21 protein-coding genes are annotated in these 19,823 nt (G+C 70.0%); 8 read left to right on the top strand and 13 right to left on the bottom strand.

Annotated elements, in window-relative coordinates; genetic code table 11:
- Positions 1-85 precede the first annotated feature (85 nt).
- Positions 86-1,489: an NAD(P)H-quinone dehydrogenase gene (locus AB0J06_RS01620; protein WP_357423404.1), complete on the top strand. Its 1,404-nt coding sequence runs from the start codon at positions 86-88 to the stop codon at positions 1,487-1,489.
- A gap of 374 nt (positions 1,490-1,863) precedes the next feature.
- Here AB0J06_RS01620 and AB0J06_RS01615 read toward each other — a convergent pair whose 3' ends face one another.
- The 5 genes from AB0J06_RS01615 to AB0J06_RS01595 all read right to left on the bottom strand — a co-directional run bounded on the left by AB0J06_RS01615 (position 1,864) and on the right by AB0J06_RS01595 (position 7,562).
- On the bottom strand, positions 1,864-2,691 hold the full coding sequence (locus AB0J06_RS01615) for an ABC transporter permease (protein ID WP_357423402.1): 828 nt from the start codon (positions 2,689-2,691) through the stop codon (positions 1,864-1,866).
- Positions 2,688-3,704 carry an ABC transporter ATP-binding protein gene (locus AB0J06_RS01610; RefSeq protein ID WP_357423400.1) on the bottom strand — a complete coding sequence of 339 codons (1,017 nt, stop codon included), beginning with the start codon at positions 3,702-3,704 and terminating at the stop codon, positions 2,688-2,690. Before AB0J06_RS01610 ends, AB0J06_RS01615 begins: the two co-directional genes overlap by 4 nt.
- The gene (locus AB0J06_RS01605) at positions 3,688-4,152 is read right to left on the bottom strand and encodes a MarR family winged helix-turn-helix transcriptional regulator (protein WP_357423398.1); all 465 of its coding nucleotides are present in this window, start codon (positions 4,150-4,152) and stop codon (positions 3,688-3,690) included. Before AB0J06_RS01605 ends, AB0J06_RS01610 begins: the two co-directional genes overlap by 17 nt.
- Before the next feature lie 64 nt (positions 4,153-4,216).
- Positions 4,217-5,656 carry a GuaB1 family IMP dehydrogenase-related protein gene (locus AB0J06_RS01600; protein ID WP_357423396.1) on the bottom strand — a complete coding sequence of 480 codons (1,440 nt, stop codon included), beginning with the start codon at positions 5,654-5,656 and terminating at the stop codon, positions 4,217-4,219.
- Positions 5,657-5,804: 148 nt separating this feature from the next.
- A complete protein-coding gene (locus AB0J06_RS01595; protein WP_357423394.1) occupies positions 5,805-7,562 on the bottom strand; it encodes a biotin carboxylase N-terminal domain-containing protein in 1,758 nt (585 codons plus the stop codon).
- Positions 7,563-7,752: 190 nt separating this feature from the next.
- Here AB0J06_RS01595 and AB0J06_RS01590 point away from each other — a divergent pair, with 190 nt between their 5' ends.
- The 4 genes from AB0J06_RS01590 (at position 7,753) to AB0J06_RS01575 (ending at position 11,520) form a co-directional block, all read left to right on the top strand.
- A complete protein-coding gene (locus AB0J06_RS01590) occupies positions 7,753-8,370 on the top strand; it encodes a PadR family transcriptional regulator (RefSeq protein ID WP_357423481.1) in 618 nt (205 codons plus the stop codon).
- A gap of 130 nt (positions 8,371-8,500) precedes the next feature.
- Positions 8,501-9,460 carry an ATP-binding cassette domain-containing protein gene (locus AB0J06_RS01585; RefSeq protein ID WP_357423392.1) on the top strand — a complete coding sequence of 320 codons (960 nt, stop codon included), beginning with the start codon at positions 8,501-8,503 and terminating at the stop codon, positions 9,458-9,460.
- A gap of 14 nt (positions 9,461-9,474) precedes the next feature.
- The gene (locus AB0J06_RS01580; RefSeq protein WP_357423390.1) at positions 9,475-10,239 is read left to right on the top strand and encodes an ABC transporter permease; all 765 of its coding nucleotides are present in this window, start codon (positions 9,475-9,477) and stop codon (positions 10,237-10,239) included.
- A 51-nt stretch (positions 10,240-10,290) separates the two neighbouring features.
- Positions 10,291-11,520 carry an MFS transporter gene (locus AB0J06_RS01575; protein ID WP_357423388.1) on the top strand — a complete coding sequence of 410 codons (1,230 nt, stop codon included), beginning with the start codon at positions 10,291-10,293 and terminating at the stop codon, positions 11,518-11,520.
- Between the two features lie 9 nt (positions 11,521-11,529).
- Here AB0J06_RS01575 and AB0J06_RS01570 read toward each other — a convergent pair whose 3' ends face one another.
- The 6 genes from AB0J06_RS01570 to AB0J06_RS01545 form a co-directional block, all read right to left on the bottom strand.
- Positions 11,530-12,183: a class I SAM-dependent methyltransferase gene (locus AB0J06_RS01570; protein WP_357423386.1), complete on the bottom strand. Its 654-nt coding sequence runs from the start codon at positions 12,181-12,183 to the stop codon at positions 11,530-11,532.
- A gap of 9 nt (positions 12,184-12,192) precedes the next feature.
- Complete coding sequence (locus tag AB0J06_RS01565) at positions 12,193-12,834, bottom strand: nucleoside triphosphate pyrophosphatase (RefSeq protein ID WP_357423384.1); 642 nt, start codon at positions 12,832-12,834, stop codon at positions 12,193-12,195.
- A 29-nt stretch (positions 12,835-12,863) separates the two neighbouring features.
- The gene (mycP, locus tag AB0J06_RS01560; protein WP_357423382.1) at positions 12,864-13,994 is read right to left on the bottom strand and encodes a type VII secretion-associated serine protease mycosin; all 1,131 of its coding nucleotides are present in this window, start codon (positions 13,992-13,994) and stop codon (positions 12,864-12,866) included.
- Positions 13,991-15,376 carry a hypothetical protein gene (locus AB0J06_RS01555; RefSeq protein ID WP_357423380.1) on the bottom strand — a complete coding sequence of 462 codons (1,386 nt, stop codon included), beginning with the start codon at positions 15,374-15,376 and terminating at the stop codon, positions 13,991-13,993. The genes mycP and AB0J06_RS01555 overlap by 4 nt, the downstream gene beginning before the upstream one ends.
- Positions 15,376-15,846, bottom strand: a complete 471-nt coding sequence (locus tag AB0J06_RS01550) for a hypothetical protein (protein WP_357423378.1) — start codon at positions 15,844-15,846, stop codon at positions 15,376-15,378. The genes AB0J06_RS01555 and AB0J06_RS01550 overlap by 1 nt, the downstream gene beginning before the upstream one ends.
- A gap of 80 nt (positions 15,847-15,926) precedes the next feature.
- A complete protein-coding gene (locus tag AB0J06_RS01545) occupies positions 15,927-16,142 on the bottom strand; it encodes an acyl-CoA carboxylase subunit epsilon (protein ID WP_357423376.1) in 216 nt (71 codons plus the stop codon).
- Positions 16,143-16,274: 132 nt separating this feature from the next.
- Here AB0J06_RS01545 and AB0J06_RS01540 point away from each other — a divergent pair, with 132 nt between their 5' ends.
- Both AB0J06_RS01540 and AB0J06_RS01535 read left to right on the top strand, forming a co-directional pair.
- Positions 16,275-18,488 carry a protein kinase gene (locus tag AB0J06_RS01540; RefSeq protein ID WP_357423374.1) on the top strand — a complete coding sequence of 738 codons (2,214 nt, stop codon included), beginning with the start codon at positions 16,275-16,277 and terminating at the stop codon, positions 18,486-18,488.
- Between the two features lie 51 nt (positions 18,489-18,539).
- Positions 18,540-18,779, top strand: a complete 240-nt coding sequence (locus AB0J06_RS01535; RefSeq protein ID WP_357423372.1) for a hypothetical protein — start codon at positions 18,540-18,542, stop codon at positions 18,777-18,779.
- Positions 18,780-18,836: 57 nt separating this feature from the next.
- Here AB0J06_RS01535 and AB0J06_RS01530 read toward each other — a convergent pair whose 3' ends face one another.
- Positions 18,837-19,076 carry a hypothetical protein gene (locus tag AB0J06_RS01530; protein ID WP_357423370.1) on the bottom strand — a complete coding sequence of 80 codons (240 nt, stop codon included), beginning with the start codon at positions 19,074-19,076 and terminating at the stop codon, positions 18,837-18,839.
- Between the two features lie 12 nt (positions 19,077-19,088).
- Complete coding sequence (locus tag AB0J06_RS01525; protein ID WP_357423368.1) at positions 19,089-19,292, bottom strand: hypothetical protein; 204 nt, start codon at positions 19,290-19,292, stop codon at positions 19,089-19,091.
- Positions 19,293-19,520: 228 nt separating this feature from the next.
- On the opposite strand from AB0J06_RS01525, the gene AB0J06_RS01520 reads away from it, so the two are divergent.
- Entirely contained in the window at positions 19,521-19,742 is a 222-nt protein-coding gene (locus AB0J06_RS01520; RefSeq protein ID WP_357423366.1) for a winged helix-turn-helix domain-containing protein, read from the top strand.
- The last annotated feature ends 81 nt before the right edge of the window (positions 19,743-19,823 follow it).

Below are 19,823 nucleotides of genomic sequence, written 5' to 3'. Positions count from 1 at the left end.
GTGTCGCGCGCCGGAGCTCCTCACACGCCGCAGCTCCGCCGCCGTCCGCCCGAACCGAAACGCCCAGGTGGGGGAGAAATTCGCTGTGAGCCGTATCGTGATCATCGGTGGTGGGCCGGCCGGCTACGAGGCCGCGCTCGTCGCCGCCCAGCTGGACGCCGACGTCACCGTCGTGGAGGCCGAGGGCGCCGGGGGCGCCTGCGTGCTCTCCGACTGTGTGCCGTCGAAGACCTTCATCGCCAGCTCCGACGTCGTCACCGGCTACCGGGACACCGAGGAGTTCGGCGTGCACTCCGACGGCCTGGAAGCGGTCACGGTGGACGCCCGGGCCGTCCACGGCCGGGTCAAGCGGCTCGCCCTGGCCCAGTCCGCCGACATCCACGCCAAGCTGGTCAAGGCCGGCGTCACCTTCGTGCACGGCACCGCCCGGCTCGGCGAGGACGCGCTCGGTCACACGCACCGCGTCGTCATCACGCCCGCGCACGGCGCCGACCCGTACTCCGTGGAAGCGAGCATGGTCCTGCTCGCCACCGGCGCCACTCCCCGCGTGCTGTCCACCGCGGTCCCGGACGGGGAGCGGATCCTCACCTGGCGGCAGGTCTACGACCTGCCGGAGCTGCCCGAACATCTGATCGTCATCGGCTCCGGCGTGACCGGCGCCGAGTTCGCCAGCGCCTACCAGGCGATGGGCGTCGAGGTGACGCTCGTCTCCAGCCGCGACCGGGTGATGCCGCACGAGGACGCCGACGCGGCGATGGCGATCGAGCGTGTCTTCCGCTCTCGGGGCATGACCATCCTCAACAACTCCCGCGCCACGGGCGTGCGGCGCACCCCGGAGGGCGTCGAGGTCGAACTCGCCGACGGGCGGAAGGTCACCGGCTCGCACGCGCTGATGGCCGTCGGCGCGGTCCCGAACACCGCCAGCCTGGGTCTCGCGGAGTACGGCGTCGAGGTGGCCGCCGGGGGCTACATCACCGTCGACCGGGTCTCCCGCACCAACGTGCCGGGCATCTACGCCGCCGGCGACTGCACCGGGGTGCTCCCGCTCGCCAGTGTCGCGGCGATGCAGGGCCGGATCGCCGTCTGGCACGCGCTGGGCGAGGCCGTCTCGCCGCTGCGCCTGCGCACCGTCGCCGCCAACGTCTTCACCGACCCGGAGCTCGCCACGGTCGGCGCCTCGCAGAACGAGGTCGACGCCCAGACGACGCTCGCCCGGCAGGTCATGCTCCCGCTCGCCGGCAACGCGCGGGCCAAGATGGCCGGGCTCGAGGACGGCTTCGTCAAGCTCTTCTGCCGTCCATTGAGCGGCCAGGTCATCGGCGGGGTGGTGGTGGCGCCGAACGCGAGCGAACTGATCCTGCCGATCACCATGGCCGTGGAAAACCACCTGACCGTGGACCAGCTCGCCCATACCATCACGATCTACCCATCGTTGTCGGGATCGATCACCGAGGCGGCGCGACAGTTGATGTTGCACGAGCAGGATTAGAGGTTTCCCCCCATCGGGGGAACGACACAGCGGCAATGCGCGGGCTTGCCGGCGATGCGGCTGTACGGTTGACGCCGGTGCGCCCCTGCCGCGGCCTCGTGCCCCGGTGGGTGCGGCGCGCCGCGGGCCGTCGGCAGGTCCCGTGCCGACGGCCCGCCCCATCCTTGTCGATCAAGGACGTATTCACATGGTTTGATCTCTGATCACGTGAATACCTCCTTGATCGACGTAGAAGTCCTTGATCGACGGGGGCGGCGCAGCGCTACTGCGCTGACCGCAACCCACCCCATGATCCGGGTGATCAGGGACCAGTTCGCGCGTGCCGCCGGGTGCGCGGCCGGAGCCGCCTGATCACGCGGATCATGGGGGTTGGGTCAGGTCAGCGCGCGGCGGCGGAAGCCGAGCATGGCGGTCACCGTGAAGACGACGCCGAAGCCGGTGAGCGCGGCGACCGAGATCCATGGCCGCACGTGCGGGATGTGCGGAACGAGGGCGGCCCGCACCCCCTCGGAGCAGTAGGTCAACGGATTGAGGGCGCTGACCACCTGGAACCATCGCAGGTCGCCGAGTTCGGTGAGCGGGTACTGGGTCGCTCCGGTGAACATCAGCGGTGTGAAGATCAGCCCGAACATGATGCTGATCTTGGCGGGCGGGACGATCGTGCCGACCGTCATGCCGATCCCCGCCCCGACCCAGGCGCCGAGCACCAGCACGGCGACGAGCAGCGGGAAGCCGGCGGCCCGCCACGGCGCGGTGCCGAGCACCAGGGCGCCGATCGGAAACATGAGCACGGCGGCGAGCAGCCCGCGGATGGTCGCGATCACCATCTTCTCCACCGCGACGAGATTCGTGGCCACCGGCGCCAGCAGGCGGTCCTCGATCTCCTTGGTCCAGCCGAACTCCATCACGAGCGGGAACGCCACGCTCTGCAGCGCGGTCAGGAAGGCGGCGAGCGCCACGATGCCGGGCAGCAGCAGGTCGCCGAAGTCGGCGCTCACGTAGTTGAGGCTGCCGAGCACCTTGGCGAAGATGAACAGGGTGAAGACCGGCGTCAGCGCCACCTGCACGAGCAGGACCCAGAACTCCTTGCCGGTGACGAAGATGTCCCGCCACAGGATCGCCAGGAACGCGCGCCGGGCGGAGGCGCGCAACGGCGCCTCGGTCACGGCCGGGGTCGTGGCCCCTTCGGTCACCGCGGTCATCGCAGGCCCCTCCCGGTCAGGTCGATGAAAACGTCCTCCAGGCTCGGCTCACCGAAGTGCACGTCGGTCAGTGTCGCCGACCGGGCGGCCAGGGCGGCGACGGCCGGCGCGAGCAGGGTGGCCGGGTCGCCGGTGACGTAGAGCCGCAGTTTCGCGGTCCCGTCGCCGGCCGCGCCGCCCTCGCCGCCCGGCCCACCCCGCGGCGTGGCGTTCGCGCTGATCTGTTCGCCGCGCTCGACCCCGGCGATCTCGCTCAACGCGACCAGCAGTTTGTCGGCGTCGTCGCCGGTGGCGGGTACGACGCTGAGATCGAGCACGGTCTGCCCGGTGAGCCGGCGGGTGAGCGCGGCGGGCGTGTCCAGCGCGAGCAGTCGCCCGTGGTCCACGATGCCCACCCGGTCGGCCAGGTCGGCCGCCTCGTCCATGTCGTGCGTGGTCAGCATGATGGTGACGCCACGTCCGCGTAGCTCCTGGATCCGTTCCCAGACGAAGAGGCGGGCCTGCGGATCGAGCCCGGTGGTCGGTTCGTCGAGGAAGAGCACCTGCGGCTCGTGCATCAGGGACCTGGCGATCATGAGCCGCTGCGCCATGCCGCCGGAGTAGAAGTCGACCTTCGTGTCGGCCTGTGCCGCGAGGCCGAACTCGTCGAGCAGGGTCGCCGCGCGGGCGTTGCGCTCCGCGCGGGAAAAACCGTGGTACGCCGCGTGGAAGGTCAGATTCTGGCGCGGGGTGAGCGACCGGTCCAGATTGCTGCGCTGCGGTACGACGGCGAGCCGCGCCCGCGCCCGTACGGGATCGCGCAAGACGTCGACGCCGCCGACGTACGCCGCCCCGCCCGTTGCCCGGACCATGGTGGTCAGGATGCCCACGGTGGTCGTCTTGCCGGCGCCGTTCGGCCCGAGCAGGCCGAAGACCTCTCCCCGCTCCACCGTGAAGCTGAGCCCGTCGACAGCGTTGACGTCGCGTTTGGGATAGCGCTTGATCAGCTCGCGTACTTCAACCGCGTGGCTCATCGGACGTCCTCTCCCGGGACAGGTTGCTGATGAGTTCGAGGAGAAATTGGCGGATCACCGCCGCCCGGGCGGGATCGGCGTCGACCGAGGTGAGCGGCCGGCTGCGATGCGTCAGCGCGATGATCTCGCGCGCGTGCGCGGCGCCCACCTCGGTCAGGGCGAGCCGGACGGCCCGCCGGTCGCCGTCGCCGCGTTCGCGGCGCACGTATCCGGCCTTTTCCAGCGTGTCGACCACTCCGGTCAGGGTCCCCGGGCGGATGAAGCAGCGGTCGGCGAGCAGTCGATGGGTGATCTCACCCTCGCGGTCCAGCACCAGCAGGACCCGCATGCCGGCGGGGGTCAGCCGGTACCGCTCGGCGAGCAGCTGACTCCAGCGCTGCGTCGCGAGGTGTCCGGCGACGGCGACCAGCCGGCCGAGGGGCTCCTCGCGACTCCCGTCTTCGTCCATCGCCCATGACGTTAGCAGCCTTAGTGTTAGGCCCCAAACGTTTTTTCCGAGTCGCTCCCGCGCCTCACCAACTCGTCGGCAGCGGCATGCCCTCCGCGTAACCGGCCGTGCTCTGCACCCCGATCAGCGCCCGCGCGTGGAACTCGGTGAGGCTGGCTGCGCCCGCGTACGTGCAGGCGCTCCGCACCCCCGCCACGATCTCGTCGATCAGATCCTCGACGCCCGGCCGGGCCGGATCGAGGAACATCCGCGCCGACGAGATGCCCTCCTCGAAGACCGCCTTGCGGGCCCGGTCGAAGGGGCTGTCGTCGGCCGTGCGCGCGCTGACCGCCCGCGCCGAGGCCATGCCGAAGCTCTCCTTGTACCGCCGTCCGTCCGCGTCGGTGTACAGGTCGCCGGGGGACTCGTAGGTGCCGGCGAACCACGATCCGATCATCACGTTCGACGCCCCCGCCGCGAGCGCGAGCGCCACGTCGCGCGGATGCCGGACGCCGCCGTCCGCCCAGACGTGCGCGCCGAGCCGTGCCGCCGCGGCGGCACAGTCCAGCACCGCCGAGAACTGCGGTCGTCCGACTCCGGTCATCATCCGGGTGGTGCACATCGCGCCCGGGCCGACACCGACCTTGACGATGTCGGCGCCGGCCTCGACCAGGTCCTGCACGCCTTCCGCGGTGACCACATTGCCCGCGGCGACCGGCACGCCCGGATCGAGCGCACGGACCGCCCGCAGCGCGGAGATCATCCTTTCCTGGTGGCCGTGCGCGGTGTCCACGACGAGGGTGTCCACGCCCGCGTCGAGCAGCGCGGCCGCCTTGCCGGCGACGTCCCCGTTGATGCCGATCGCGGCCGCCACCCGGAGCCGCCCCTTGCCGTCCAGCGTCGGACGGTAGAGCGTCGCGCGGAGCGCGCCCTGCCGGGTGAGCACGCCGACCAGCCGGCCGTCGACGTCGACCACGGGCGCGAGCCGACGCCGCCCCTCGGCGAGTCGTTCGAAGCCGGTGCGCGGATCCGCCTCGGCGGGCACGGTGAGCAGTTCGGTGGTCATCACATGCCGCAGCTGCGCGAACCGGTCCACTCCGACGCAGTCCGCCTCGGTCACCACCCCGATCGGGCGGTTGCTGTCGTCGATCACCACGACCGCGCCGTGCGACCGCTTCGGCAGCAGGTTGATGGCGTCGCCGACGGTGTCCGTCGGAGCGAGCGTGATCGGGGTGTCGTGCACCAGATGCCGCTGTTTCACCCAGGCGATCACGTCGGCGACGACCTCGATCGGAATGTCCTGAGGGATCACGGCGATCGCGCCGCGCCGGGCGACCGTCTCGGCCATCCGGCGACCGGCCACCGCGGTCATGTTCGACACGACCAGCGGGATGGTGGTGCCGGTGCCGTCGGAGGTGGCGAGGTCGACGTCGAGACGCGAGGCCAGGTCGGAGCGGGCCGGTGCCATGAAGACGTCGTTGTAGGTCAGGTCGTGCGCGGGGGCCGCGCCGGAGAGAAACCGCACCCAGCCATCATGGCCGCCGCTTTGTGCCGGCCCCACGCCGGCCCCGCGCGCGCTCCCTGCCGGCCCCGCTCCCTGATCACGCTGATCAGGGCGTACGCGCCGACGACACCCGGGAGTTACTGCCTGATCACGGCGATCGTGGGAGTGGTCAGGCGATGGTGCAGATGGCGGCGCCGGCGGTGACCACGGCGCCGACCTCGGCGGAGAGGCCGGTCACCACGCCCGCCTTGTGGGCGTTGAGCGGCTGCTCCATCTTCATCGCCTCCAGCACCACCACCAGGTCACCCTCTTCGACCCGGTCACCCTCGGCGACAGCGATCTTGACGATGGTGCCCTGCATCGGCGAGGTTAGCGCATCGCCTCCGGCCCCGCCGGAGGCCTTCGATCCGGAGCCCCGGCGGGCCGGCTTACGGGCGCCCGCAGCGGCGGCGCTGGTGGCCGTACCCGCGCCGAAGCCGGCGGGGAGACGGACCTCCAGCCGCTTGCCCCCCACCTCGACCACGACGGTCTCGCGCTCCTCGGCGTCGGCCGGTGCGCCGGCGGCGGCGGTGAACGGCGGCACCGTGTTGTCGAACTCGGTCTCGATCCACCGGGTGTGGATGGTGAACGGCTCGGCGGTGAACGCGGGGTCGCGCACGATCAGCCGGTGGAAGGGGAGCGCCGTCGCCATCCCGTCCACGATCATCTCGTCGAGGGCGCGGCGGGCCCGCTCGATCGCCTCGGTGCGGGTCTCTCCGGTGATGATCACCTTGGCGAGCAGCGAATCGAAGTTGCCGCCGATGACGTCGCCGGCCGAGATGCCGGTGTCGACCCGGACGCCCGGCCCGGTCGGCAGGCGCAGCGCGGTGATCGTGCCGGGCGCGGGAAGGAAGCCGCGACCGGGGTCCTCGCCGTTGATCCGGAACTCGATCGAATGGCCGCGCGGCGTCGGGTCGGCCGGGAAGCGCAGTTTCTCGCCGGCCGCGATCCGGAACTGCTCCCGGACCAGGTCGATGCCGGCGGTCTCCTCGGTGACCGGGTGCTCGACCTGCAGCCGCGTGTTGACCTCCAGGAAGGAGATCGTGCCGTCCTTGCCGACGAGGTATTCGACGGTCCCGGCGCCGTGGTAGCCGGCCTCCCGGCAGATCGCCTTGGCCGAGTCGTGGATCTGCGCCCGCTGCTCCGGGGTGAGGAACGGCGCGGGCGCCTCCTCGACGAGTTTCTGGTGGCGGCGCTGCAGCGAGCAGTCGCGGGTGCCGACCACGATCACGTTGCCGTGCTGATCGGCGAGGACCTGCGCCTCGACGTGGCGGGGCTGGTCGAGGTAGCGCTCGACGAAGCACTCGCCCCGACCGAACGCGGCGACCGCTTCGCGGGTGGCGGACTCGAAGAGGGCGGGGATTTCGTCCATGGTGCGGGCGACCTTCAGGCCGCGTCCGCCACCGCCGAAGGCCGCCTTGATGGCGACCGGGAGGCCGTGCTCGCCCGCGAAGGCGACCACCTCGTCGGGGCCGGCGACCGGGTCGGGGGTGCCGGGCACGAGTGGGGCGCCGGCGCGCTGCGCGATGTGCCGGGCGGTGACCTTGTCGCCGAGGTCGCGGATCGCCTGCGGAGTCGGGCCGACCCAGGTCAGGCCGGCGTCGATGACCGCCGCGGCGAAGTCGGCGTTTTCGGAGAGGAAGCCGTAACCGGGGTGGACCGCGTCGGCTCCGGACTTCGCCGCGACCTCGATCAGCTTGTCGATGCGCAGGTAGGTCTCGGCGGCGGTCTCGCCGTCCAGCGCGTACGCCTCGTCGGCGAGCGTCGCGTGCAGCGCGTCGCGGTCGGAGTCGGCGTAGACGGCCACGCTGTCGAGACCGGCGTCCCGGCAGGCGCGGATGACGCGTACGGCGATCTCGCCCCGGTTTGCGATGAGAACCTTGCGCACGGCCCGTGGTCTCCTCTGCTCGCGATGTCGCTGGTTTTGCTCGCGCTGTCTGAGGCGGAGTGTATCGGCGCGCCTGATCGGCTTAACCATCGCCAAGTGTGGGATGTCGCACTGCCCCCGCGCGACGCGAGCGGATCTGCGGCTAATAGTCAAGTTTGGTTATTACGCTTTCCCCGTGTCAGCCACTCGCATGATGATTCTCGGCCTGGTCAGGTGGATGCAACCGGTGCACGGCTACGACGTACGCCGTGAGCTGCTGAGCTGGAGCGCCGACAAGTGGGCCAACGTGCAGCCCGGTTCGATCTACCACGCGTTACGCAAACTGACGGAGGAAGGGCTGCTCCGCGAGGTGGCGACCGAGCAGGTCGGGGCGCGCCCGGCGCGGACCACGTACGAGGTCACGCCCAAGGGCGAGGACGAATTCCAGAACCTGCTGCGCGGCTACTGGTGGGACGTGTCGGAGGTGGCCGATCCGTTCTTCGCCGCCTTCTCCTTCCTGCCCGCGCTGCCCCGCGAGGAGGCGTCGGCCGCGCTCCGCAACCGCGCCCAACTGCTGCGCGCCGGCATCGAGAGCCTGCGGAGCGCGATGGACTCCGGGTGGATGAAGCAGGGCAAGCCGACGCACGTGGCGTGGATGTGGCAGTTGTCGATCGCCCGCGCCGAGGGGGAGATCGCCTGGTGCGAGCGGATCGCGGGGCTCATCGACGCGGGAGTGTCATACCTACCTGATGGATTTGAACAGCTGGAGGGCTGGGACCGGTTCGGCGAACTCGTCGACGAGGCCGATGGGCGACGCGAAAACGAGTAATAATCAAGCTTGACTAGTTGAGCTATATCGCGTTACCTTCAGCGCGAGCGTTGGGGTGGGCGCCGCTCTGGCGTGGCCCCGGGGGAATGCGGCCGGCAGGACGCCGGCCCGGCCGACCAGGAGCTTGAAGATGATTGAGACCAAGGGACTGCGGAAGTCGTTCCGCTCCCGACAAGGCCGCGAAACCAAGACCGTCGAGGCGGTGCGCGGGGTCGACCTGGTGGTCGAGGAGGGGGAGATCTTCGGCTTTCTCGGCCCCAACGGCGCCGGCAAGACCACCACCCTGCGGATGCTCGCCACCCTCATCGAGCCCGACGGCGGCGAGGCCACCATCGCCGGTGTCGACCTGCGTAAGGACCCGGGCGAGGTGCGTCGCCGGATCGGCTACGTCGCCCAGGGCGGCAGCACCTGGGACGAGGTGACGGCGCGCGAGGAACTCGTGCTGCACGCCCGGATGTACGGCCTCGGCAAGGCCGAGGCGCACCGGCGGGCGGTCAAGGCGCTGGCCGCGTTCGAGCTGACCGAGTACGCCGACCGCAAGTGCAAGACCTACTCCGGCGGCCAGCGCCGTCGGGTCGACATCGCGCTCGGCATCATCCACGAGCCGAAAGTCGTCTTCCTCGACGAGCCGACCACCGGGCTCGACCCGCAGAGCCGCGCGCACATGTGGGACGAGATCCGCCGGCTGCGCGCCGAGGGGATGACGGTCTTCATCACGACGCACTACCTCGACGAGGCGGACGCGCTCTGCGACCGGATCTCGATCATGGATCACGGCCAGATCGTCGCCGAGGGCACGCCCGCCGAGCTCAAGCGCGAGATCTCCGGCGACGTGGTCACCGTCGGCCTGCCGACCGGCGTCACACCGACCGCCGCGGAACTGCTCGACACGCAGCCCTACGTCACCAAGCTGGAGACGCTCGAGGAGGGCGGGCTGCGCCTCTTCGTCGACGAGGGCGCCACCGCCATCCCGCAGATCCTGCGCACCCTCGACGGATCCTCGATCGCGCTCACCTCGATCGAGCTGCACCGGCCCAGCCTCGACGACGTCTTCCTCACCAAGACCGGCCGCTCGCTGCGCGAGTCCTGAACAGGAGATCCCCGATGAAACTCGCCCGCGACACCTGGCTGATCTTCCAGCGGCAGACCCTGCTGCTGCTCCGCAACCCCGTCTGGATCTTCGTCGGCGTCTTCCAGCCGATCATGTACCTGCTGCTCTTCGCCCCACTGCTCAAGCCGGCCCTGGCGCCGATGGGCGCGACCACCGACGCCCAGGTCTACCGCGTCTTCGTGCCCGGCCTGCTGGTCCTGATCGCCATCTTCGGCGGCCTCTTCCAGGGCTTCGGCCTCATCGCCGAGCTGCGCGCCGGGGTCATCGAACGCTCCCGGGTCACCCCGGTCAGCCGCCTCGCCCTGCTGCTCGGGCGCTCCCTGCGGGACGTCGTGTCACTGCTCGCCCAGGCCGTCATCATCACCCTGTTGGCACTGCCGTTCGGGCTCAGCGTGCACATCGGCGACCTGCTGCTCGCGTACCTGATGCTCGGTCTCATCGCCCTGATGACCTCGGCCGTCTCCTATGGCGTCGCGCTCCTGGTCAAGAGCGAGGACGCGCTCGCGCCGCTGATGAACACCGTCGCCCAGCCGGTGCTGCTCCTCTCCGGCATCCTGCTGCCGCTGGCCTTCGCGCCGGCCTGGCTGCAGCGGGTCGCCGACTGGAACCCGTTCGCCTGGGCCGTCGACGGCACCCGGGCGCTCTTCGCCGGCGACATCGGCAACGACGCCGTCTGGCAGGGGCTGCTCATCACCGTCGTACTCGCGTCGCTCGCGGTCATGTGGGCGGCGCGGGCCTTCGCCCGCAGCGTCCGTTAGTTCTGTCTCACGTCGACGGGGCGCGGTCCGATCGCTTGTAGCGTGAGGGCCGTGCCCCGCCTTGTTCATGACCGGCTGACCTGGTTGATCTACGCGCAGCTGGGGGTGTGGGGCTTCTTCCTCTACGGGTTCGGCCCGATCGTTCCGCTACTGCGCGACGAGCAGCAGACCAGCGCCGCCCTCGCCAGCCTGCACAGCACGGGCATCGCCGCCGGCGCACTGATCGGCGGCTTCATCTTCCCGCGGGTGACCGGCCGGATCGGCCGCGCCCGCACGCTCTGGCTCGCGCTCGCCGGGGTCGCCGTCGGGGTCCTCGGGCTCTGCCTCTTCCGCCCGCTCCCCGCCACCATCGCCGCGGCGGTCGTCATCTCGACGTTCGGCACCATGCTGGTCAGTGGCGTCAACGTGGTGCTCGCCGACCACCACGGCCCCGCCTCATCGGCGGCCATCAGCGAAGCGAACGCCGCCTGCGCCGGCATGGGTTTCCTCGCGCCCGTCGTGATCGGCCTCGCCGTCGGCGCGGGCTACGGCTGGCGCCCGGCGCTCGCCGTCGAGATCGCCCTGATCACACTGGTCGCGCTCGCCGCGGTCGTCTTCCGGGTACGCCTGCCGCGCGGCACCGCCACGCTGACCGCCGCCCACAGCCGGCCCGGCCGGCTGCCCAGGACGTACTGGATGGCCTGGGTCCTCATGGGCGTGACCGGCTCCATCGAGGTCTGCCTGTCGCTGTGGACCGCCGACGTGCTCCGCTCCCACGCCGGCATGACCCCCGGTGGCGCGTCCGCGGCCGTCGCCTCGATCGTCGGAGGCATGTTCCTCGGCCGGCTCGCCGGCGGGCGCGTCGCACTCCGGATCCCACCGGTTCCGCTCCTGCTGGGCGCGCTCGCGGTCAGCGCCGCCGGGTTCGCGATCTTCTGGGTGGCCACCGCGGGCTGGCTCGCCGTCACCGGCCTCGTGATCGTGGGGATCGGCAACGCCATGCACTACCCGCTCTCCATCTCGATGGCGCTCGCCGTCGCAGGCGGACAGGCCGACCGGGCCGCCGCCTACTCGTCGTACTCCGTCGCGATCGGGTTCGGGATCGCGCCGGTCGCGCTCGGCTGGGTGGCCGACAGCATCGGCTCACACCGCGCGTTCCTCCTCATTCCGGTGTTCATCGCGGTCGCCGCGGTGCTCGCCGGCCGGCTCGGCCGGTCGATCCGGATGCGCCCGGTGCCCGTACTCCCGCTCGACGCCCGCCCGGACGGCCCCGCCGCCCCCGCGGTCGAGGCCGCCCTCTGAGGACGCGGCTCAGCGACGACGCGCCAGCGTCAGGCCGTCGGCGACCGGCAGCATCACCGCGTCGACCCGGTCGTCCTTGACGACCGCCTCGTTGAACGCCGCGATCGCGCGATCGCCCTCGTCCTCCGGCGCCAGCACCCGCCCGCCGCGCAGCACGTTGTCCACCGCGATCAGGCCGCCGCGCCGCATCCGCGGCACCAACTCCGCCCAGTAGACCGGGTAGCCGGTCTTGTCGGCGTCGATGAAAGCCAGATCCAGGTACGGCTCCGCCGGCAACGCCCGCAGCCCCTCCACAGCCGGTCCGAGACGCAGCTCGATCCGGTCATCGACCCCCGCCCGCGCCCAGTAGCGCAGGGCCATCGCGGTGAAGTCCTCGGAGATGTCGAAGCAGGTCAGCCGTCCGCCGGGGACGAGACCACGGGCCATCGCCAGCGCCGACAGGCCGGTGAAGGTGCCCACCTCGACGGCCTGCCGCGCACCCACCAGCTGAGCCAGCAGAGTGAGGAAGGCGGCCTGGTCGAGCGCGACCTGCATCTCCGCGAACTCCGGCAGCACCGTGTGCGTCTCCGCCGCGAGGTCCCGCATCACGTCGTCCGGCGGCGAGCCGTGCGCTACGACGTACGCCTGCAGTTCGTCTGTGACACGAATCGACCTTGTAGTCATGCAGTGACGTTAGTCCTCATCGACGTCTGTATCCCAGAGGTCGGTGATCTGCCGATCAAGTTGGGCGAGAAGTCGGCGCAGCAACGGAAGCGAAAGCCCCACCACAGTGCCCGGATCGCCCTCCACGCGCTCCACGAACGGGCCGCCCAACCCGTCGATCGTGAAGGCGCCCGCCACGTGCAGCGGCTCACCGGTCCCCACGTACGCCTCGATCTCCGCGTCCGTGACGTCCGCGAAGTGCACCGTGGTCGACGCGACCGCCTCCGCCCGGCCGCCACCCGACACATCGATCACGCAGTGCCCGGTGTGCAACACGCCCGAGCGCCCCCGCATCTCCCGCCAACGGGCGACGGCATCGTCGGCGCTGACCGGCTTGCCGAAGATCTCCCCGTCGAAGGCCAGCAGCGAATCGCAACCCAGCACCAGTAGATCGCGCCCGCTGGCCGCCTCCGGACGCAGCCGGTGAGCGACCGACTCCGCCTTCATCTGAGCGAGCGTCAGGCAGAGCGTCTCCGCGTCTTGTGCCTTCACGGCCGACTCGTCCACCCCGCTGACCAGGACCTCAGGGTTGATGCCGGCGGCCTGCAGACTCTTGCGCCGGGCAGGGCTCTGCGAAGCGAGCACCAGCCGGAATGGATTAGGCGTACGCACGACGGATCACGCTACCTGGACGGCCGTGCCTATGTGCTGTTCCGGCGGCGCGAGCGCAGGACCAGCAGGGTGATCACGATCCCGATGACGACGAGGACACCGACCGTGACCAGCACGATCGTCGCTTTGCTGCCGGCTTCTTTCGGCTCCGGCAGCGCGGTCACATCGACCGCCGTCGGGCGAGGGCTGGGGCCGGTGCTCGCGCTGGCACCCGCCAGTGGCGGCACGTCCGCCGTGAGCGCCGCCACCAGATCGAGTACGCCGTACCCGTACTCGGGGTCGCGGCCCGGAGCCCCCTTGTCGACGGCGGTCGCGGTCAGCCGGTGGATGACTTCCTTCGCCGACATCTCCGGATACTTACTCCGAATCAGAGCAGCCGCCCCCGAAACGATCGCGGCAGAGTCTGATGTGCCGGTGCCGACTCGGTAGCGGCCACCTCGTCCGGTGCTGGAGATGTTCTCACCGGGCGCGCTGATCATCATGGCTTTACCGGTGACCGATACCTTTGCAAGGTTCCCCCTGCGGTCCGTCGCGCCTACAGCAATGACGCCGTCGTACATCGCTGGGAAACCAATTGAGTAGAACGCGGGCCTATTGCCAACGCCAGCCACGACGATAACGTCTGCCGCAAGGGCCGCATCTACCGCGCGTGCCATTGCAGAAGAAGGGCCGCCGGCAGAGGAAATGTTGATTACCTTCGCTCCATGGGCTACCGCCCATTCAATTCCGCTTGCAATCTTGTCCGCGTCGCCTTTGTCATCGCGCGCCGACACCTTGTACCGGATGGGCAGGACTTTAGCTTTTGGCGCGATGCCAAGTGCGCCGTTGCCAGTACCACTTCCGTGCCCAGCAATCAGGCCAGCCATGCCTGTCCCATGGCCATCCTGATCTTGAAGACCGTCACCTGGACCGTTTTGCCCCAGATCTTTCCCAGGTATCAGGTTGTTGCGCAGGTCTGGGTGAGGCTCGACGCCGCTGTCAATTATCGCGACTGTGACACCCTCGCCTTGGCTGATGATGTGCGCCTCAGCCACTTTTAAGAATTGCAGGTGCCACTGGTCGTTCCGGATCTTGTCCGCGTGAGCCGGCGCTGCTGGCGTTACGGTCACGGCTGCGGCGCATAAAAGCGCCGCAGCCGTCCGCACTGCGCAGAACTTCACCGATCGAAGCCGATCGCCGGCCCCGGATCGATGCGCCCGTTCTCCCTCGACGGCATGACGACCGGCGCCACGCCCTCGTCGGTCTCCCACGGGTTGTCGTTGTCCCAGCGTCGACCCTGCTCATCGGTGTCTCGTCGTTGACCGGGCCGAGTTCCGTGTGGCGCGAACGGCTGGCCGGCGCCGGGCTGCATCGGCCCGCCCCCGCCAACACCGGAACGCTGACCACCGATTACGCCGCCGACAGGGTTGACTCGGCGAGCTGCCTGAGGAGGCGTTCCGGGCTGGCCGAGACCGGCACCGGGAGCGCCTCCGATCATGCCGCCGGGCGGCATCGCACGAGGCAGTCCACCCGCGACTCCGCCAGCACCCGGCTTGGTGAGCGCACCCGCGCCCGGTCCCGTTCCGCCAGGGCCGAACGGGGAGTTGAGCGGTGAGGAACCGCCGATCTTGCCCCCGCCGGGCAGGCCGCCGGACTTGGCCGGCATGGTCGGTGGAAGGACGATGCCCGGGGTGGGAGCCGGAGTTGGCGTGATGACCCCCGCCGGCGGGGGTGGTGCGACCGGCGGAGGTGGCGTGGCCACCGGCGGGCCGCCACCAGTGAGGATCGGACCGAGCCCGGGCGGCGCCGGGGTCGGCACGGCCTGCACAGGCGTGGGCGCCGGCCCCGATCCGGGTACATACGACGCGGGAGTGCCTGGTGGCGGCCCCGGAATCGGAACCATCGGCGGAATCGCGGGTGGAGGGGCACCTCCACCGCCTGAAGACGGGTTGCCGCCTGGTTCATCTATGAAGCCTGAGGGCTTGTACGGCGGGGGCTTTTGCATGGTCACGCGGGCTTCGACGAGTGTGCCGCCCAGACCGAACATGATGGACCGGGCCTTCCAGTTCAGCCTGTCCAGCTCGTCGTTGCTGACCGGCGGGTCGCCCAACGCCACACCGGGTAGCAGAGAAGCTTTCTCGGCCTCGACCCGCTCGTCGTAGTCCTGCTTTGCCTTCTGCTTCTGGACGTACTCGTCGTACACCTTCTTCAGGTCATGCCGAGCAGTCGAGAGCGCGTTCGTCGCGCTGCTGAACGTCGTGTAGTTCGCGATCGCGACGTCGTACGTGGCCTGGACGTGACTGATCAGGTAGTCGAGTCGGTCGATAAATGCGCGCGACGCCTGACTCTTCTCGGGTGGCCAGGCGGCCGCCAGGTTTTCCCGGTATTCCTTCAGCCGGTAGAGGTGAGTCGAGGTCAGCTCATACGTCTTGCGCCAACCCGAGACGTGCGTCCAGTGGGTGTCGGTCTCGTGGTGCTCGATCAGCTTCCACATGGATTCGACGTTGAGCCCGTAGAAGTTGGTGCTGCCGGCGTAGCCTCCGCCGCCGCCCGCGTCGTGCATCAGGACACCCCCGCCGGGTCGGTCGGAACGTCGGGCACGGTGCGGTCGGTCGTCGTCGCCGGTTCGGTGCCCTGGACGTTGGGTTTTGCGACGGCAGTGCCGTGGAACGCCGCCTCGATGTCGCGCACGCGGGCGGCGGAGAACGCGTCGGACTGACGGTACTGCTCGCTGACCTTGGTGGCCGCGGTGGCGAATCCGCCGGTCGCGTTCTGGTAGAAGTGCACGAAGTCAGCGGTTTCGCGCTCCGCCGCGTTATGGACGGTGAGGAACGACGAGAGTTCTTCGAACATCGCGTAGGGGCGGGGGATCTCGGTGCGCATGTCCTCGTAGAGGGACTCGGCATGGGGCCCGTAGTTGTTGCGTACCTCGGCGTCGAGCTTGGCGGCGAACTCCTCCATCTTGCTGATGTCAGCTTCGATGTCTCCGTAGTCGCGCAGCCAGGCTGGCGGACGGTCTTCCTCCGGCAGCATCGCCCCTCCCCAGGTACTCCGAACCCACTACGTCAGTGAGGCTAGCGAATCAACGCCAGCGAGGCAGCCCTCGGACAGCGTCATCGGGGCAGGCCGGAGGTGCGCCAGGCGCCGGGACCGCGCCAGTCGATGCCCGCAGTGGGGCGTGCGCTGCGTACCCAGGTGGAGGGTGCGGGCGGCGGCGCGGTGGTCGCCACCGGATGCGACCGGGCGACGATCACGCCGACGAGGGCGGCCAGCTCTTCGGCGGTGGGCGTGCCGCGGACAACCCGGAACGACGGCTCTGCGTCAGACATACGAAGAGAGTACGACGCGCCGCGCGAGCGAAAGGTTGCCTCGACTCGCCGGCCGTCACGTCAATGACGTACGCCTCACAGTGGCACATGCCGCAGGTGTGACGCCGAGCGCATACGGGTAGGTTTTTCGAGATGTCCACAGCACACCCGCAACTTGTCGCTGACCGTTACCGGCTGATGCAGCCGCTCGGTCAGGGCGGCATGGGTCGTGTGTGGAAGGCCCGCGACGAGGTTCTGCACCGCGATGTGGCCATCAAGGAGTTGGTGCCGCCGCCGGGCCTGACGCCCGAGGAGCGGCAGGAGATGCGGGAACGGTCGCTGCGCGAGGCGCGCGCGATCGCCCGGCTCAACCACATCAACGTGGTCCGTGTCTTCGACGTGCTGCGCACCGAGGCCGATCCGTGGATCGTCATGGAGTACGTGGCGTCGCGTTCGCTGCAGGACGTGCTCGCCAGTGACGGCCCGGTGTCTTCGGTGCGCGCGGCGGAGATCGGGCTGGGCGTGTTGGGCGCGCTGCGCGCGGCACACCGGTCGGGGGTCATGCACCGCGATGTGAAGCCGGGCAACGTGCTGCTCGGTGACGACGGCCGGGTCGTACTCACCGATTTTGGTCTGGCGACGGTGCCGGGCGATCCCAACGTGACCCGGACGGGCCTGGTCCTCGGATCGCCCGCGTACATCTCGCCGGAGCGGGCGCGGACCGGCAGCGCGGGTCCGGAAGCCGATATGTGGTCGTTGGGCGCGACGCTCTACGCCGCGGTGGAGGGTCACTCTCCGTACGCCCGGCCGTCCGCGATCGCCACACTCTCCGCGCTGGCTACCGAGCCGCCGCCGCCGCCGAAGAACGCCGGCCAGCTCAAATCGGTGCTCAATGGACTGTTGCGCAAGGATCCGGTTGCCCGGATGAAGGCGGACGAGGCGGAGCGTCTGTTGCTGCGCGCGTCCGGCAAGCGGCCACCGCGCGTGCGCAGGTCACTGCTTGACGGGGTACGTCGACCGAGCCCCCTGGGTAAGCCGCGTGAGCCGCGCAATCCGGTCGTGCCGGTACAGCGCCCGCCCGCGGACGTTTCCGGGATCGCGCCGGTGTCGCCTCCGCCGATCGCCGCGATGGTGAGTCCGCCGCCGCGTCTCGTCCCGCCGTCGCCGCCGCGGCCCGCCCCGGTCGAGCCACCACCACCCGTGACGGACCCGGCGGCGGAGGAACCGAGCCAGCAGTCTGAGCCGGCCGTTGCGGACACGGCGGTGGACGCCGCCCCGGTGGATCCGACGACTGAGCCGTCGTCCGAGGCCGCTCCGACGATCGTGGCCCCCGTCGCCGACCCCGGCCCGTCCGACTCGGCGCCGGCTGACCCGGCTCTCGCTGATCCGGTCACGTCCGACTCGGCTCCTGTGGATGCGGCTTCCGCGGCCGGGACCGCGACGGCCGATGCCCCGACGGCTGAACCGGCTTCCGCGTCGGCGGCGGATGACTCGACTCCCGCGCCCACGGCCGCTGAGCCCGCGTTGGCGTCGACCATGGTTGAGCCTGCTGTCCCGTCGACCGCGACTGACTCGCCGCCGAAGGCGGTCGCTGTCGCGGCGGTTCCAGCCGGACCCGCCGTCGTCGCGGCGCCCGGGTCTGCCCTTCGCGATAAGCGCACGCTCTGGATCGCTGCGGCCGTCCTCGCCCTGCTCGTGCTGGCCATCGTGGTGATCGTCGCGTCGCGCGGCGGGGACCAGGGCGGTCAACGGGGCGGCGGGCCGGGCGCGGCGAAGCCCACCCCGACCGCCGGAGCCAGCGGTGGCGCGCCGCAGTCGTCCGGTTCGCCGCAGGGCGACGGCAGCGGTCCCGCGCCGAGCAGCGTCCCGCCCACGCAACCGTCCGCGCAGCCGACTGGTGCCGCGCCGTTCGTGCTGCCTGCCGGCTGGGAGATGTACAAGGATCCGACCGGCTTTTCCGTGCCGATCCCGAAGGGCTGGCAGGTCAGCACGGACGAGGGCGGCCGGGTGCAGTTCGTGGACGCCCGCGGTGGCCGGATGCTCATGATCGACCAGACGGATTCGCCGCAGCCCGATCCGGTGGCGGACTGGAAGTCGAAGGAAGAGTACCGGCGGTCCACCGAGAGCAACTATCAGCGCGTCGGGCAGATCCACGCCGTCGACTACGGGGTGAAGGCCGCCGACTGGGAGTGGCTGCACACGAACGGCGGGACCCAGATGCACGTCCGCAACCGCGGCTTCATCGCGGCAAAGGACAAGGCGTACGCGCTGTACTGGGAGACCCCCGCATCGACGTGGGAGCAGAGCCTCGCCGACTACGACGTGATCGCCAGCGGGTTCCAACCCGTTCGGGGGAAGGCTGCATGACTTTCCCGTAGCAGGGGTAGTAACCCCTCTACGACGGAAAGGAGGTGCGACGTGAGTTTCCGACTGCATACGGCAAAGCCGAAGCTGGCGCTGTGGATGCTGGTGGCAGCGGCCGACGTGGTCCTGCTCGTGGCGAGCCTGGGCCTGATGACGATGCTGCTCGCGATCGCCGGAGTCGCCACCGTGGCCGTCGCTGCGGCTGGGACCTGGATGCTGCTTCGCAGGGGAGTGCCCGAGCGCCGGGTGCCCGCGCGGGTGGCGGTGCCGGTTTCGAACCGCCGGCGAATGTGACCCCGGACGAGTTTCAGCACGACGCGAGTGATGGCGGCAGCAGGACCAGTTATCGACCTACGGGTGATAGCCGATCCCGCTGCCGCCACTGTGTCTTTCATTGACCTGCTCGGCGAACTTTGCCATCAGCTCGGCGAGCCGCCGGGTGGCGTGTAGGTCATTCGCGCCGACCTGATCGGAGGCGAGGACGAGACACAACTCGGTGTCCCCGGTTTCGATCACCAGGATGGGTGGACCGTCCCGCACGGTCTCGAGCCAGCTGTCGAGACCGGGCGTGAGTGTGACGGTGACCTGCACAGTCGGCGGCATTCACACCTTCCAGCTGCGGGTATTCCGGCGTACGAGGTTGGCCACGTCGTGCCGGTCGTGACTGAGCACCGCCGTACGTGCCTCCAGATAGCGCGCGCACGGCCAGCGCCGCCGGCAGGTGGCGCAGCGGAGGATGCGTAGCAGCCGCCAGAGCGGGGACGGCTGATGTCGCTCGACCATGAAGATGGCTCGTTCGCGTTCCACGTCTCACCTCCTGAGCAGCAGGAACGGGGTGCGCGGCGACCGGCAGCCGGGGGAGAGCCGGCCGCCGCGCGTTGGCCGAAACCGCCGGTTGCGGACCAGGGAATCGACGTCGTTGAAGCTATCTCAGCCTTATGCATAAAGCAACACATGGTGCCGCTACATGCCTACTGAGGCTTGTAGTTGGAGGTCAGCCCGTGATCAGATGGTTTTGCGGACCAGGGAGAAGACGTGGCGACCTCGAAGACCCAGAAGATCATCGATGACATCAAGGGGCAGATCGCATCGGGTGAGCTGCGCCCGGGCGCGCAGTTGCCAAGCACGGCTGAACTACGTGAGCAATACGGCGTTTCGATAACCGTCGTCCGTGGTGCCATCAACTGGCTCAAGGCGACCGGCCTGATCGAGGGTGTGCCGGGCGTCGGGGTGTTCGTCGCCGAACGGAATGGGTGAGGCCCTGACCGGTGCGTCGTCCGCTATCCGGACGCTCTTACCGTGTTTCAAGATCAGATGAAATGCCGCCAACTGGGCTAG

The sequence above is a fragment of the Micromonospora sp. NPDC049679 genome (genome assembly GCF_040659735.1).
GTDB lineage: Bacteria > Actinomycetota > Actinomycetes > Mycobacteriales > Micromonosporaceae > Micromonospora_I.
Note: the sequence above shows the minus strand (reverse complement) of the source record. Positions and strands in the feature narration are given on the sequence as shown.